16 protein-coding genes and 2 tRNA genes are annotated in these 14,028 nt (G+C 61.7%); 10 read left to right on the top strand and 8 right to left on the bottom strand.

All coding sequences use genetic code 11. The features are described from left to right. Positions 1-512: 512 nt before the first annotated feature. Complete coding sequence (locus HCN50_RS22745; RefSeq protein ID WP_210265064.1) at positions 513-734, bottom strand: hypothetical protein; 222 nt, start codon at positions 732-734, stop codon at positions 513-515. A gap of 201 nt (positions 735-935) precedes the next feature. Between HCN50_RS22745 and HCN50_RS22750 the strand changes: the two genes are divergently transcribed. Then, positions 936-1,121 carry a hypothetical protein gene (locus HCN50_RS22750; RefSeq protein ID WP_171712080.1) on the top strand — a complete coding sequence of 62 codons (186 nt, stop codon included), beginning with the start codon at positions 936-938 and terminating at the stop codon, positions 1,119-1,121. A 12-nt stretch (positions 1,122-1,133) separates the two neighbouring features. Here HCN50_RS22750 and HCN50_RS22755 read toward each other — a convergent pair whose 3' ends face one another. Continuing rightward, positions 1,134-1,526, bottom strand: coding sequence for a YciI family protein (locus HCN50_RS22755; protein WP_171712082.1), 393 nt, complete (start codon positions 1,524-1,526; stop codon positions 1,134-1,136). A 694-nt stretch (positions 1,527-2,220) separates the two neighbouring features. Between HCN50_RS22755 and HCN50_RS22765 the strand changes: the two genes are divergently transcribed. The 3 genes from HCN50_RS22765 to HCN50_RS22775 all read left to right on the top strand — a co-directional run bounded on the left by HCN50_RS22765 (position 2,221) and on the right by HCN50_RS22775 (position 3,197). Further along, positions 2,221-2,294 (top strand) — tRNA-Gly (locus tag HCN50_RS22765). A gap of 119 nt (positions 2,295-2,413) precedes the next feature. After that, entirely contained in the window at positions 2,414-2,584 is a 171-nt protein-coding gene (locus HCN50_RS22770; RefSeq protein ID WP_171712084.1) for a hypothetical protein, read from the top strand. 238 nt (positions 2,585-2,822) lie between these two features. Continuing rightward, positions 2,823-3,197 carry a YbaN family protein gene (locus tag HCN50_RS22775; RefSeq protein WP_171712086.1) on the top strand — a complete coding sequence of 125 codons (375 nt, stop codon included), beginning with the start codon at positions 2,823-2,825 and terminating at the stop codon, positions 3,195-3,197. Positions 3,198-3,246: 49 nt separating this feature from the next. On the opposite strand, the gene rpoH is transcribed toward HCN50_RS22775, so the two are convergent. From rpoH to HCN50_RS22790, 3 genes are all read right to left on the bottom strand, one after another. Then, positions 3,247-4,173 carry an RNA polymerase sigma factor RpoH gene (gene rpoH, locus HCN50_RS22780; RefSeq protein WP_171712584.1) on the bottom strand — a complete coding sequence of 309 codons (927 nt, stop codon included), beginning with the start codon at positions 4,171-4,173 and terminating at the stop codon, positions 3,247-3,249. A 208-nt stretch (positions 4,174-4,381) separates the two neighbouring features. Next, positions 4,382-5,119 (bottom strand): NADH dehydrogenase ubiquinone Fe-S protein 4, encoded by a 738-nt coding sequence (locus HCN50_RS22785; protein WP_171712088.1) that lies wholly within the window; start codon positions 5,117-5,119, stop codon positions 4,382-4,384. A gap of 96 nt (positions 5,120-5,215) precedes the next feature. Beyond that, a complete protein-coding gene (locus tag HCN50_RS22790; RefSeq protein ID WP_171712090.1) occupies positions 5,216-5,455 on the bottom strand; it encodes a hypothetical protein in 240 nt (79 codons plus the stop codon). A 490-nt stretch (positions 5,456-5,945) separates the two neighbouring features. Between HCN50_RS22790 and HCN50_RS22795 the strand changes: the two genes are divergently transcribed. The 3 genes from HCN50_RS22795 (at position 5,946) to HCN50_RS22805 (ending at position 7,456) form a co-directional block, all read left to right on the top strand. Continuing rightward, on the top strand, positions 5,946-6,398 hold the full coding sequence (locus tag HCN50_RS22795; protein ID WP_171712092.1) for an Hsp20 family protein: 453 nt from the start codon (positions 5,946-5,948) through the stop codon (positions 6,396-6,398). 99 nt (positions 6,399-6,497) lie between these two features. After that, positions 6,498-6,983 carry an Hsp20/alpha crystallin family protein gene (locus HCN50_RS22800; protein ID WP_171712094.1) on the top strand — a complete coding sequence of 162 codons (486 nt, stop codon included), beginning with the start codon at positions 6,498-6,500 and terminating at the stop codon, positions 6,981-6,983. A gap of 110 nt (positions 6,984-7,093) precedes the next feature. Next, a complete protein-coding gene (locus tag HCN50_RS22805) occupies positions 7,094-7,456 on the top strand; it encodes an SPW repeat protein (RefSeq protein ID WP_171712096.1) in 363 nt (120 codons plus the stop codon). Between the two features lie 216 nt (positions 7,457-7,672). Here HCN50_RS22805 and HCN50_RS22810 read toward each other — a convergent pair whose 3' ends face one another. Continuing rightward, positions 7,673-8,803, bottom strand: a complete 1,131-nt coding sequence (locus tag HCN50_RS22810) for a glycosyltransferase family 4 protein (protein ID WP_171712098.1) — start codon at positions 8,801-8,803, stop codon at positions 7,673-7,675. Between the two features lie 219 nt (positions 8,804-9,022). On the opposite strand from HCN50_RS22810, the gene HCN50_RS22815 reads away from it, so the two are divergent. Both HCN50_RS22815 and HCN50_RS22820 read left to right on the top strand, forming a co-directional pair. Beyond that, a tRNA-OTHER gene (locus HCN50_RS22815) sits at positions 9,023-9,096 on the top strand. A gap of 295 nt (positions 9,097-9,391) precedes the next feature. Then, entirely contained in the window at positions 9,392-11,773 is a 2,382-nt protein-coding gene (locus HCN50_RS22820; protein WP_311968123.1) for an ABC transporter substrate-binding protein, read from the top strand. 109 nt (positions 11,774-11,882) lie between these two features. On the opposite strand, the gene HCN50_RS22825 is transcribed toward HCN50_RS22820, so the two are convergent. Together HCN50_RS22825 and HCN50_RS22830 are read right to left on the bottom strand one after the other, a co-directional pair. Beyond that, positions 11,883-12,266 carry a type II toxin-antitoxin system VapC family toxin gene (locus HCN50_RS22825; protein ID WP_171712099.1) on the bottom strand — a complete coding sequence of 128 codons (384 nt, stop codon included), beginning with the start codon at positions 12,264-12,266 and terminating at the stop codon, positions 11,883-11,885. After that, the gene (locus tag HCN50_RS22830; RefSeq protein WP_171712100.1) at positions 12,263-12,520 is read right to left on the bottom strand and encodes a type II toxin-antitoxin system Phd/YefM family antitoxin; all 258 of its coding nucleotides are present in this window, start codon (positions 12,518-12,520) and stop codon (positions 12,263-12,265) included. The genes HCN50_RS22825 and HCN50_RS22830 overlap by 4 nt, the downstream gene beginning before the upstream one ends. Before the next feature lie 240 nt (positions 12,521-12,760). Between HCN50_RS22830 and HCN50_RS22835 the strand changes: the two genes are divergently transcribed. Continuing rightward, positions 12,761-13,987 carry a CaiB/BaiF CoA transferase family protein gene (locus tag HCN50_RS22835; protein WP_171712101.1) on the top strand — a complete coding sequence of 409 codons (1,227 nt, stop codon included), beginning with the start codon at positions 12,761-12,763 and terminating at the stop codon, positions 13,985-13,987. Positions 13,988-14,028: the final 41 nt, after the last annotated feature.

Here is a 14,028-nt window from a genome sequence, read left to right on the forward strand (position 1 = left end):
GGGCGGCCTCTTCGCGCGCGGCGTCCAGGCAGGGGAGTTCAAAACCCTCTTTATCGACTTATCGACGGCAAGCTCGTCGCCGGCGCGGATATCGAAATAGTAGCGGCTCATACGCTGCAAATGCGCCTGACAAATCGGGGTTCCTTAAAAATCGAATCTGGACATAACAAAAGTTAAGCGCGGTGTTTTTGTCCGTCGAAATAAATAGTACCTTGGCAGCATAGACCGGCGCGAACGGCCGACATTTCTGGTCACGCAACAAAGAAATCGGTCTCACAAGCTAGACGCCTTCTCTACGTGAAAAGGGTCTCAGCGGGGACAGCTGAGACCCTTCACGGGCTGAGGTGTCGCTCAACGGGGGACGGTGCGACGCGCCTCAACCCACTTTCCTCATTTGCGTTCCTAACGTCCAAGCTGGCGCTCGACCCGGACCTTCTTCACCGCATCGTTGCCGTTAACATCCTGCGGACCGGTTTACTTTTTCATCCTTTTCGTGTCTTGGTCCGGCGTACTTACGTCGGCTGGGTTGCGGGATGTGCCAACAGTTGCGGGTGGGCCTCCTCCGCCAGCGGCACCTCCGCTGCCGGCACCCGCTCCGGCACCTCCGCTGCCGTCACCAGCGCCTCCGCTACCTGCGCCGCCGGCACCCGCGCCAGCTCCAGCACCTGCGCCGCCCCCCGCACCGCCTGCTCCTCCGGCACCTTGGGCGACGGCCAAAGTTGACCCGAGCGCAAAGAACATTGCCAACGCGATCGCTGCTACTTTCATGGCCGTTCTCCTTCTACTTGTGAAGCACCGGCAATTCTTCAGGCGCTGCTTTCGTTCCTATTTTTGCTGCGGCCAAATGCGTCGACGGCGCTATCGGCGCTATAGGAACCAATCTTCGCCTGGAGCCTAAGCCAGAGCAGCAATCGCGCGCGCAGCGGGAGGCAGACATGACATCGAATCCAAAGAAGCCACTAAGGCCTGAGGATTTTCCCGTGGATGTCGAAGGTCAGACGATAAAGAAGCAGGACGGTACTCCCATCGCAGATGCGGAGAGTCCCGCCGTCGCTGCTGAAATCGTAGAGCGCCTTAATGAAGACGAAGCCAGGCGCGAAGAAGACAAGTGGTCAGCCTGAAGCGTGCGCGCCTCAACCCTGGCCACCCTGCGCCGTTTCCGGCAACGCTTCCCCTGGCAGATAAAGCCTGATCGGGCGGATCTCATACACCGCGGAGGGATTGACGCGACGCAGGTCGCGGGCAATGCCGATTGCGGCGCCATCGTCGGCGCAATCCACCACGTAGAGGCCGAGTAACTGCTCCTTGGTCTCGGCGAACGGTCCGTCGATCACCATCCCGTCGCCCGGTCCGCGCAGGGTGCGCGCCTCCGCCGTGCCACCGAGCCGCGCCGCCGGCCCGAGCAGCTTGTTGGCGTTGAGCCGATCATGCACCTTAAGCAGGCCGGTCATCACTGCCGCGTCCTCTTCCGGTGTCCAGGACATCACCTCGGCTTCGACGTGGTAGGCGAGAATGGCGTAGAGCATCGTGTTCTCCTTTACGGACTGGCTACCCCTTAAAGGACGATTTGGCCCTGATCATCCCGACAAATGGTCTGCGACGAAACATTCCGGAAATACGATATATCGGATTGCCGTTGAACGCAGTCCGGCAGGTTCCCGACTGATGAGCAAAACGCGAGCCAACGCGCACCATCCAAGGAGACGGTCATGCGACGCCAGCCAGCCACGATCATCTGCGATGCCGCTAGATTGCGCGCACCGTCAGCGTCGTCGCTATCAGGCGATTGGCATGATGTTCACCGGCCACCACCGCTACTACGGCAGTTCTGCCGTCAATGGCGGCGAGCGCATCATCGAAGACCGCCGCGGCCCGCGCCCTCGCTTGGTTGATCGCTGCGGCTTCTGATCAGCTATTAAAAAGGCGCGGCGGGATCGCTCCCGTCGCGCCCGATTGTTGTGCTCGCTGGTCCAGGGCTGAGAGCGCCCCGATGCCAGGCCATAAACTTAAAGCCTAGCGGGCGATCCCAGCGAGGTGACAGCGCTTGGTATAAGACACTGGATCACCTCCTTTCGTTGTTGATGGAAACTTCAATATAGGTGGCGAATCAGCCCCTGTTAAGGGTCCGCCGGCCCGTTGCGCCATCCCACAGGATGTTCGGGCAGGGGCGGCGGAGTGGGTTGAGGCCGCCTGCATGGCGTGTTAGTTCAACGCCTGAGCGCGGGTGTAGCTCAATGGTAGAGCAGCAGCCTTCCAAGCTGAATACGAGGGTTCGATTCCCTTCACCCGCTCCATGATTTTGACCCGAGCGGACCGAAGGCGCGTCCCTTTTTATTGCTCGAAATCTCCTCCCCAAATTCAACAAATGTGCCAATCTGCTTCTCAGGGGAGGCCTCGGCCGGTCGGCATCTATTTGCCGGAGATCTATCGTCTGCGCGGCGTGTGCCTGCTCGCTCTCGACCGTCGCAACAAAGTCGAAGCAAAATCAGCATTCGCAACCGCCGCCGATATTGCCAAGCGCCAGGGGGCAGTCATCTTCGAGCGTCGCGCTGAGGCTTCGTTGTCCGAGTTTGCGATATATTGAGCCATGCCTGAGATGTCCGATCATGGCCGAAGGCGCAGCGTATATTGAAACGTACAACGCGAAAAATCGCCGGTCGATCTAAACCATTGATGCTGCGCTAAAAAAATCTCACGACGATATTGACGGCGCGCTTCACTCCCTCCATTCATTCCCTGCCGCAAACAAGCTGATGCCCAGCGATGGCGTCAGCGGGAAGCGAGCGGTCTTTGGTTGAAGAAACAGACAGGCGGCAGGTCTGATGCGCATCATCTACTTCAGCCTCGGTTGGGTGATGGTTGCGCTCGGCGTGATCGGCCTGGTGATGCCGCTGATGCCGGGGGCGGTTTTCCTGATCGTGGCAGCGTGGTGCTTTGCGCGTTCGTCGCCACGGTTCGAGGTGTGGCTGCTGGATCATCCGACGTTTGGCAAACCGCTGCGGGATTGGCGCGCCGCCGGCGCCATCCCGCGGGCGGCCAAGGCCATGGCTTGCGCGGGAATGACGATCGGGTTTGTCGTGTTCTGGTATAGCGTCGATCCGTCCTTGCCGCTTGCCATAGCCGTCGCGGTCATCTTCCTTGCCTGTGCCGCTTACGTCGTATCGCGACCGGCGATGGCCGATGAGAGCGGCATCTAAGTCCTACGGTAGGGGTGAGCACCAAAACCCGGTGCTCACCTTTCTTGCCTCAAGCTGATCGGCGCCGGAGCTCGGCGACAGATTCAAGCGTCTCCGATTGAGAAGCGCTCCTGTCGAGACGGTCGCGCAGTTTGCCCCTGATCTTTTGCAGAGCGCGAACCTCGATCTGGCGGATCCGCTCGCGGGACACGCAGAAGGTGGCGCCAAGCTCCTCCAGGGTCTTCGGCCGTTCGGCAAGGTAGCGTGCTTCGATGATGCGCTGTTCGCGGGACGTCAGGTCGGCAAGCGCGTCCTTCAATGCGATGCTCGTGCGGTCGCGATCTTCCGCTTCCGACAGCAGACTTTCGGGATCCGGCGCCGGATCGACCAGCGAGTCCTGCCATTCTTCCGAACCGTCCTCCCGGCTCATGGGCAGGTTGAGCGAAATGTCACCGCGCATCCTTCCGTTCATCTCGACGACGTCGCGGGAATCGACTTTCAGTTCCTCGGCAATGTATTTGACCTGTTCAGACGAAAGTTCGCGGTCCTCTCCTGCGGAGATCCGGCTTTTCAGTTTCCGCAGATTGAAGAACAGCTTCTTCTGGGCGGCCGTCGTGCCTATTTTCACCAGCGACCAGGACCTCAGAATGTACTCATGAATGGTCGCCTTGATCCACCACATCGCATAGGTGGCGAGCCGAAAACCCTTTTCGGGTTTGAAGCGCTTCACCGCATGCATCAGGCCTAAGTTCGCTTCCGAAATCAGGTCAGCGACGGGAAGGCCGTAGCCTCGGTAGCGCAGGGCCAGCCTCGCTGCCAGCCGCAGGTGACTTGTCACCAGACGATAGGCCGCGTCGCGATCGCCGTGCTCGTGCCAGCGGCGGGCGTACATGACCTCGTCGGCCGCGCTCAGCAGCGGAAATTTTCTGATAGCGGCGAGATAGCGAGAGAGCCCGCCTTCCGAGTGAAGCGCGGGCAGGTTTGAAGGGACTGTCAGGCTGCTCATATCCAATTCCTCCTCAGAGCAAAGTGGGTGCGAGCTGCCGGGCATGTGTCGGGGCCCGAAAACGGCGCCCCAAGCGCATCAAGCCGGCGGCGTCCACAGAATGTCGAAGCGTGCGGATTGTTCCGTCAGATATGGCTTGAAAGCTGAAGCCGGTCAGCAATGGCGGCCGGATCCGTCGCGGGGATGACCTCGCGCCGGCTTAGGCCGCCTGTGCTGTCGCAGCGGCGGCGCTTTTCTCAGCCGCATTGCCGCGCTCGAGCGCCAGCAGCGCCAGCTCGACCTCGTGAAGGCGGGAGGGCCGGCCATTCTCCGGCATGCCTTCGTTGGTCGCCTGATCGATCAAATATTCGGTCCATGCCCAATCTATCAGGATCGAGCGCTTCGCATCGAGCGAAAGGCCGGCATCGCGCACTACCGCCATCGGCGAACTCCAACCTTCCTCACCGCGCCGATCCTGCCGGGCTTCCGCGCCGGCGACGGCATTGTCATAGCTCTCCTGGAGGGAACCTAATCCGAGACGTTCGAGGGTCTCGTCGGAAAATGCATGCTTCATCCTGCGGCGCACTGATCGCTGATTTAAGTCTGGCTCGGTTGCGTTCTCAACGACATAGGGAACTCGCTGACGCTCGGCATAACGGACCGCTGCCCGGAGCGTCGGGAAGCTCAGCTCGACGGTCGCGAGCGGGTCATCATCGCCGGTCCAACCCATCAGGGGCTCAACATAGGAGGCGCTGCGGCGTTCGAAGGTAAGCCGCCAGCCTTTGCTGCGGGCCTTTCCCGAGGTCATTGCTGACCGCTCGGGCCGAAAGATGTGGGCTAGCGCATCTCCTGGGAACGGGGATGGGGTTAAGCGCCTGTCCGGCGTGTCATTGTCGTTGGCGGTGAATGCCGCTTCTGGTGTGGTCTTGTTCACTCCATCGATCGTGGCCATCTTCATTTTATCCCTCCCATTTCTGGCGAAGGAAAGCCGCCCGCGGCTCATATCAAGCCGCACGCATCGTTCATCTGTGCAGGCGACCAGGTCGTTAGCCCGTCAGGAGCACCCCTTACAGATATCCGGGACGATGTCCTCGGCGCGAAACGGCGGGCTCGCGCCGGTCGCGCGGTTGGACCCTGTGCTCCGGCCAACGGACGGCGTCCGCTCCGGTGCCTCGGTCTGAACCACCGCGTTCGAACCGCGATACGGCTTCGGCTTCTTTTGCTCCGCGCCGGTTGCTTCGCTTGCGCTGAGCAGCATGGCGAATACGACGGCAACTGCGAGTAAACCGCGCATCGTTCTCCTCCCAACATTAGCTGTTGCGAAGGGAGAGCCTGATGCGCAGGTTCCTGGATAACGCCGCTATCCAGCCGGCCAGTCGCGGCAGCAGACGCACTGCTCCCGTGCTCAAACGAAGCACAGACTGGGCGTGATACGTCGTCTCCATAACCACATCCTCCTGAAAGCAACGTGGAATCCCCAGCGCCTTCACCTTGAGGATCCGGCGCGCCAATCCTGCTAGGCCTTGGCGGCGGTCGATTTAGGTCGGCTGCGTGTGGCGTCAAGAGGTGTGCCGCTCGGACGCGCAGCCCTCTTTGAAGACCGGCCCCCGGGCGGTGAAAAATGTGAATGCCCGCGACGGTTGCAATCTTGAAATAGAACGGGTCACCTCTAATTCTTGTAGTGCCGCAAGTGTGGCGCCGGATGCCGTCAGGGTCCGGTCAAGGCCGCCGGACACAATCCCGGCGGTGCTCCTATCCATGTTGCTCAAGAGGAGGATGTGGCTATGAGAACCTACGATCTGTCCCCGTTCTGGCGTTCGACCGTTGGGTTTGATCGCCTGCTCGACCTCGTCAGCGACACGATGAACGACAGCGATAATTATCCGCTGTACGACATCGAGCGCACCGGCGAGGACCAGTACCAGATTTCGCTGGCGCTGGCCGGTTTCAGCCCGGAGGAGATCACCATCACCGCGGAGCAATCGACGCTCACGGTTGAGGGCCGCAAGGCCAACAAGGGTGATCACAACTACCTGTATCAGGGCATCTCGATGCGGCCGTTCCGCCGTGTCTTTAACCTGGCGGACTATGTCCAGGTCGAGGATGCGACGTTCGACAACGGCATGCTCAAGATCGTTCTGGTCCGGGAGTTGCCGGAGGCCATGAAGCCGCGTCGCATCGCGATCGAAACCGCCGGCAACGACAACCAGCAAATCGAACAGAAGCAGGCCGCCTGACGCAATTCCGGTCAAGGCTGTCGAACCGCCTGTGCGCGGCTTGGCCGCGCGCAGGTGAGGCCTGTCCAGTGAACATGATGAACAGAAAGGAGGACATCTATGGCACTACGCGATCTCATTCCGTGGAACGACGGCTCTCGTGATCTGAGTCTGCACCGCAACGAGCCCAATCCGTTCCTCGCGCTTCACCGCGAGATGAATCGGCTCTTCGACGATGCGTTCCGCTCGTTCGACATCGCTCCGTTCAGCTCCCATGCGATGGGCTGGCCGAAGCTCGAGGTCAACGAGACCGAAAAGGAAGTCAAGGTTATCGCTGAACTTCCCGGTCTCGAAGAGAAGGACGTCAACGTCGAACTGAGGAGCGGCATGTTGACGATCAGCGGTGAGAAGAAGAGCGAGACCGAAGACAAGGAACGTCGCTTCAGCGAACGCTACTATGGGCATTTCGAGCGTTCCATCCCGGTCGACGATATCGATCAGGATAAGGTTGGAGCGTCGTTCAAGAACGGCGTCCTCACCGTAACGCTGCCGAAATCACCTGCCGCGCAGCAGAAGGTGAAGCGGATCGCCATCAACGGCAAGTAACCGCGCGGCGGGCGGGAGCCTTGTGCTCTCGCCCGCGCCGAAGGCGTTGCCGACCAATGACGGGTCAATCGAACTCGAATAGAGAGGAGCCAATGTAAGGAGTTGTAACCATGAACACGGTCTGGAAAAAAGACATGATCGCCGATGTCGTCAATCTTGTAATCGGCCTGGGCTTGTTCGTGTCGCCGTGGGCGTTGGGGTTTGCCGCTGAAAGCCCCGCCAACTGGAATGCCTGGTTGAGCGGCATCCTGATCGCCGCGCTTGCCGTAACGGCGTTGGCGATTTTCGCCGAATGGCAGGAGTGGCTAGCCTTGGCCGCCGGTGTTTGGGTGGCGCTGTCGCCGTGGGTGGCGCATCTTTCGGCCAACCAGTCGTCGACGACACTCCAAGTCGTCGCCGGGATCGTGGTGGCCGCCGTTGCGGCGCTGCGACTGTGGTACTTGCATCAGAGCCATCCCCGCGTGACGGCCTGATGCTTGGCGAGGGAGGCTGCTGGCAGCCTCCCTTCGCTTTGTCTGGACCGGGCTAAGTTTGCTTGCACATCGGACGTGAAATCGCCCGCGACGCCAGGTTCTTGTTTTCCAGCCTCGCTCGACCGAAACCAATCGCTCCCAGCAAGAACATCCACAAGGCGCCACCGGCCGTCAGGATGGTTGATCATGACGGCCGGCCCGGCAACCGGCACCGGTTCAGTTGTCCTTGCGCGCAACCGTCGGGGCGGCCTCGAGGCCATGCCCGTTGGCAGCGGCCGAAAGTGCGGCGATGGAGGGGAGTTCGAGCTGCGGCGCAGGGTGCTTACGCAGCATCTTCTGATAGATCTTGACGTAGTCGGAGGCCATCCGCGCGGCGGAGAACCGCTCTTCAAAGCGTGCGCGGATCGCCTTGCGGTCCAGCGCCAGCAATTCCGGGATAGCGCGGACGGCCTCGTCGACGTCGGAGACGATACGGCCGGTGAGCCGATCCTCGATGATTTCCGGCACCGATCCGCAACGGAAAGCCAGGACCGGCGTGCCGCAGGCCATCGCCTCGATCATCACAAGGCCAAAGGGTTCGGGCCAATCGATCGGGAACAGCAGCCCGGCGGCCTGACCGAGGAATTCACCTTTGGCATTGTCATTGATCTCGCCGATAAACTCGATCCCGCCGCCGTCGAGCATCGGCGCGATGACGTCGCGGAAATAGGCTTCGTCGGCCTTGTCGACCTTGGCCGCGATCTTCAGCGGAAGACCCGCCGCGCGGGCAATCGCGATGGCGCGGTCAGGCCGTTTCTCCGGCGAGATGCGGCCGAGGAAGGCGAGATAGCCGCCATGCTGCCCGAGGCGGGGCTTGTGCAGGCCGACCGGCAAACCGTGATAGACCGTGCCGACAAAGTTCACGCCCGGAAGCGGCGCGCGCTGCGCGTTCGATATCGAGACCAGCGGCATGTCGGAAAATCGCCGGTAGAACGGCATATGGTCGGCGAGGTCCTGCCGGCCGTGCAGGGTCGTCAGCGTCCGGTTGCGTTCGGAGCGGAACAGCGGGAAATGCAGATAGTCGACGTGGAAGTGCAGAATATCGAACTCGTCGGCGCGCTCGCGCACCTTGTCGAGCATGATCATGTGGTGGGGAAGGGGGTCGCGGACGTCGGGATCGAGGCGCAGGGCGCGCGGCGTGCAGGGAACGAGCTCGGCGGACGTGATGGAATCCTCGCTCGCGAACAGCGTCACCTGATGTCCCTGCCGGACTAATTCCTCCGTCAGGTAGGCAACGACCCGTTCGGTCCCGCCATAGAGCCGCGGCGGCACGCTCTCGAACAGCGGGGCAATTTGCGCAATCCTCATGTTACTCTCCGTTCGTATGTCTTGGCCGGCCTTACCGCCGGGCGAGGCCCGGTGGCTGACCGCCTTGTTCTTGATCGCGGACTGTCGCGCCGCCGCATGTTGCCAACGGCGCGCGGCTATGAACTTGAAAGGACCAAACTGGTTCCAGGCGTTTCGCTCGGAGCGAAAAACCCAGCGGCCCACTATGCGCCGGCTCGCCAGCAACGAGGCCAGAGCCAGGCGGGCGCTGGGAGAGGATCGGACGAACCGCGTCCAGGCCGAAGACGAGGGTTCGATTCCCTTCGCCCGCTCCATGGTTCAAAATTTATTCAAGATATCGCTGTTATCGTGCCACATATGAATGCTCCACAGGCGCCCGGCGGTGGCGAGCCAACACGCGCTGATTGTGCAGGCAATGCGTTAACGGCAATTTGGTGCATTTCCAAAAGCAAAATACGCGCTTGCTAACCATGCCTTACGGAACGCCTGGACTCGACACAAAATCAATCCGATTGAGACACAATGTCGGCGAGTAGGGTTGAAACGTTGACCGCCAAGCATCACCCGTTCAAATTATTTTGCAGAATATGGGCTCACAGGGGGACTGTAATGGGAGCTACGATCGGCATCACTCGTTGGCGAATGGAGCAATGGTCCTGGGCTTCGGCCCGTGACGCCGTGCGCCGCCTCAATATCGCCCCGCGGCGCATCGCTGTGGCGGCGCTGGTGGTGGCCGCGATGGCCGGTTCGGCGGTGAGCGATCGGGCATCCGCGGCGCCTCCTCCGGGCAACAATGAAATCCGGATCGGCAATACCGCTCCTTACACCGGTCCGGCTTCTGCCTATGGCGTGATCGCCAAGGTCATCTCGGCCTATCTGGACAAGGTCAACGCCGAGGGTGGCATCAATGGCCGCAAGGTCAACATGATCACCTATGACGACGCCTACGAACCCATCAAGACGATGGAGATGACCCGCAAGCTGGTCGAGGAGGACCAGGTTCTCTTTACGTTGGCGACGATCGGCACGAACACGAATGCCGCGATCCAGCCCTATTTGAATTCAAAGAAGGTTCCGCAGCTGTTTGCCTTGTCGGGCGCGGCGGCCTGGGACCAGCCGCGCGAATTTCCCTGGACCATGGGCTTCCTGCCGACCTACACGGCTGAGGCGCAAATCTTTGCCCAGTATATCCTGGAGAACCATCCGCGCAGCCGGATCGCCGTCCTCTATCAGGAGGACGGAATGGGCAAGGAATACTTGAAGGGCCTGAAGGACGGCCTGGGCGGCAAGGTCGCGATCGTGGCCGAGGCTCCCTACAAGGTCACCGACACCAATATCGATGCGCAGATGGCCAAGCTGAAGGCCTCCAACGCCGACGTCTTCATCGAATTCACCACGCCGAAATTCGCCATCATGGCGATCCGGCGAAGCGCCGAACTCGGCTGGCGGCCGGCACATTTCGTCGCCTCGATCGCCAATTCGTACTCGGCCGTGATTCAGCCGGCGGGCGCGCAAAATGCGGAAGGCCTGCTCTCGGCGGCATACAGGCTCGAGGGCGAAGACGCGGCGGCAGCCGGTGACGCCGTGTTCCGCGAGTGGAGCGCCTTCATGCAGCGCTATGTCCCGAGCGTGAGCAAGACCAACGGCCAGGCCGTGCTCGGCTATCTCGTCAGCAAGACGCTGGTCGAGGTGCTGAAGAACTGCGGCGACGATCTCTCGCGCGAAAACATCATGAAGCAGGCCCGCAACATCAAGGGTGTCCAGCTTCCGATGATGGTGCAGGGCATCCTGATCAATACCAGCCCGTCCGATCATGCGCCGATCGAGCAGATGCGGATGATGCGCTTTACCAACGGCAACTGGCAGCATTTCGGCCCGGTGCGCAGCGGTATTGATCCGGGTGCGGTCAGCGATTCCTTCAAGACGATCTTCAAGTACGGCACCGCCACCAAGCGCGATCTGGCCAATCAGCTCAACGCCAACACGGTGAGCCTGATGACGGGTTCGTTCGGCTCGACCTATGCCCAGGTGGGCGCCGATCTCGCCTCCGTGCTCGACAACGGCACCAACTTGCGGATCCTGCCGGTGATGGGCCGCGGATCGGTACAGGCGGTGGCGGACATCCTGCTGCTGCGAGGCGTCGACGCTGGCATCGTGCGCAAGGACACGCTCGCCTATCTCGATCGCAAGGACTTCGCCAAGGACATCCGCAACCAGTTCGTCTATGTGGCCAAGATGTTCAACGAGGAAATGCACGTCCTCGCGCCGAAGACGATCACCAACATGCGGGAACTCGACGGCAAGACCGTGGTGGTCGATTTGCCCGACAGCTCGACCTTCGTGACCGCGATCAACGTGTTCGAACGGCTCGGAATCAGGCCGCATCTGATCTATCAGGAGCCGCGACTGGCGGTGGACATGCTGCGCAAGGGCGAGGTCGATGCGATCGTTGCGATCGAAGGCAAGCCGCTGCAATGGCTGAACCAGGTCAACGACCGCAACCTGCATCTGGTCCCGGTCGAGTACGCCAAGACCCTGCAGGAGGAGTATCTGCCGTCCAAGCTTTCGTCGGCGGATTACCCCGGCCTCGTGCCGGATGGCGGCTACGTCGAGACGGTCGCCGCAGAGGCCGTGCTGGCGTCGTATAACTGGGCGCCGAACAGCGACCGCTACCGCCGCCTCTCGCTGCTGGTGGATACGATGTTCGACAAGGTCGCACAGTTGCAGCGTCCGCCGTTCCACCCGAAGTGGCGGGAAATGGCGCCGCGGGCGACGGTGTCCGGCTGGACCCGCTTCAAGGCGGCGCAGGAATGGCTCGACCGCAACATGCCGCCGGCTGCTTCCGTGTCGGCAGCATCGGGTGCCGTGCCGGCTCCCGCGCCGGTTGCCGCCCCGGCCGCCGCATTCTCGTCGCCCCAGGAGCGCGATCCCCTGTATCGGGAATTCCTTGAGTGGCGCGCCAGCCGCGCCAAGGCCGGCGCCAACCGGTAATCAGGCGCTCCGGCACCAACGGTTCGAGAAATCGTAGCGGGCGGCTTCTGTCATGGAAGCCGCCCGTTTCGTTGCTCGCGATGAGATTCTGAGCCGGATCGTCACCGGTTCACAAAATCCCCTTGACGTCTGTTCTCGCAAGATCGCTCCCGACATAGAGCAGGGGGCAGCGATGCTGATTCGCGACCTCATAGGCGAAGCAGTCGCCGAGATTGAGACCGGCGGCGTGAATGCCTTTTCCCCACCGCGCATAGGCGCGCGCCACTCTTCGCGCCGAAGCCAGTGAAACGGCGATGATATTGACTCCGAGCCCGTCGATCAGGCCTTCCATCTCCTCGCCGACGTTGCGGCGGTCTGCGACGATCAATGCCTCCGCGACGGTTCCCGCCGAGATCAGTATCTCATCTTCCGCTTCCAGCACGGCGATGCAGGCGTCGGCCTCGGCTTCGCCGAGCACGACAGCCATCAATGCGGATGTATCGACTGCGATCATCCGGGCAGGCCGTCGTCACCGTAGAGAAAATCCTGGCTCCTTGCAGCGTTTGGCCCGGCTGCTGCTTTTGCCTTGCCGCTGGCGCGCATGGCCTCGAGCAGGGCTCGGCGCGTCTTTCGGTTCGGCGCTGCCGTCACCGGCACCAGCCGCGCGGCGGCCTGGCCGTGACGTGTCAAAATTACCTCATCACCGGCTTCGGCGCGTCGCACCAATTCGGTCAATTGCCCCTTGGCTTCGGAGACGGGGATACGCATGGCGTGCCTCGATCGGCGATAAACGGGTCTGCTCCAACGCATAGACCATTTAATGGTCCAATTCAATTGTTGCGCGCGCGAGTAGTCGGATTCGGCCGATGGACCGCCAGCGCGCGCCCGCTCAGCTATGGATAGCTACATGCCGACAATGCAGGGCTCAGCGGCATAAAATTAGTGTATCGGCATCACAGCGCCGGGCCCTGTTCCCGCGCCACGCGCCAAAAATTTCGGAGGAAATTCATGTCGGCTCTGCCACTTTCGGGCATCAAAATTCTCGACCTGACGCGGGTGCTCGCGGGCCCGCTGTCGGCGCAGATGCTCGCCGATCTCGGCGCCGAGGTGATCAAGATCGAGCGTCCCGGCGGCGGCGACGACGCCCGCGCCTTCGGCCCGCCTTACCTCAGGGATCCCGAGGGGAAGAACAACAATAACAACTCGTTCTATCTCTGCGCCAACCGCAACAAAAAATCCGTCACCGTCAATATCGCAACTGCGGAAGGGCAGGACATCGTCCGCGAGCTTGCCAAGAGCTGCGACGTGATGATGGAGAATTACAAGGTCGGCGACCTCAAGCGCTACCGGCTTGATTATGAATCGATCAGGGCCATCAACCCCGGTATCATCTATTGCTCGGTGACCGGCTTCGGCCAGACCGGACCCTACGCGCCGCGCGCCGGCTATGATGCGATCCTGCAGGCGATGGGCGGCCTGATGAGCGTCACCGGCCATATCGACGGCGAGCCCGGCGCCGGCCCGATGAAGGTCGGGCCCTCGATCGTCGACTACATGACCGGCATGAACGCCTCGATCGGCATTCTGGCCGCGCTCTATCACCGCAAGGCCAATGGCGGCGAGGGGCAGCATGTCGACGTTTGCCTGTTCGACACCGTCATCGCGGCGCTGTCGCATTACGCGCAGATCTTTCTGGTCAACGGCCAGACTCCGCCGCGGCGCGGCACATGGGGCAATGGCGGCATGCCCGCCGGCGTGTTCCGCTGCACCGACGGCGAGCTGATGCTGGTGGTCGGCAATGACGGCCAGTTCCAGCGCACCTGCGCCGTGCTCGGCGCGCCCGAGCTCGCGACCGATCCGCGCTTCGTCAAGAACAACGACCGCGTCGTCCACGGCAAGGAGATCATGGCGATCTTCGCCGGGCTGTTCCTGAAGAAACCGGTCGCCTATTGGCTGGACGAGCTGGAGAAGGCCGGCGTCCCCTCAGGTCCCATCAACGATTTCTCGCAGGTGTTCAATGATCCCCACGTGCAATCGCGCGGCATGCGGGTCAAGGTCAATCACCCGTTCGAGCCCGACCTGTCGCTGATCCGCAACGCCATCACCTTCTCCGGCACCCCTGTGAAGGAATATCGCGCGCCGCCGCTGCTCGGCGCGGATACCAAGGACGTGCTGGCCACGATCGGCTACGATGCGGCAAAGGTCGAAGCGCTGAAGGAGAAGAAGGTTATCTGATCGCGGCGTCGACAGATTTCTGTACCAGCGGCACCAGCCCG

This window comes from Bradyrhizobium archetypum, from assembly GCF_013114835.1.
In the GTDB taxonomy this organism is placed as follows: domain Bacteria; phylum Pseudomonadota; class Alphaproteobacteria; order Rhizobiales; family Xanthobacteraceae; genus Bradyrhizobium; species Bradyrhizobium archetypum.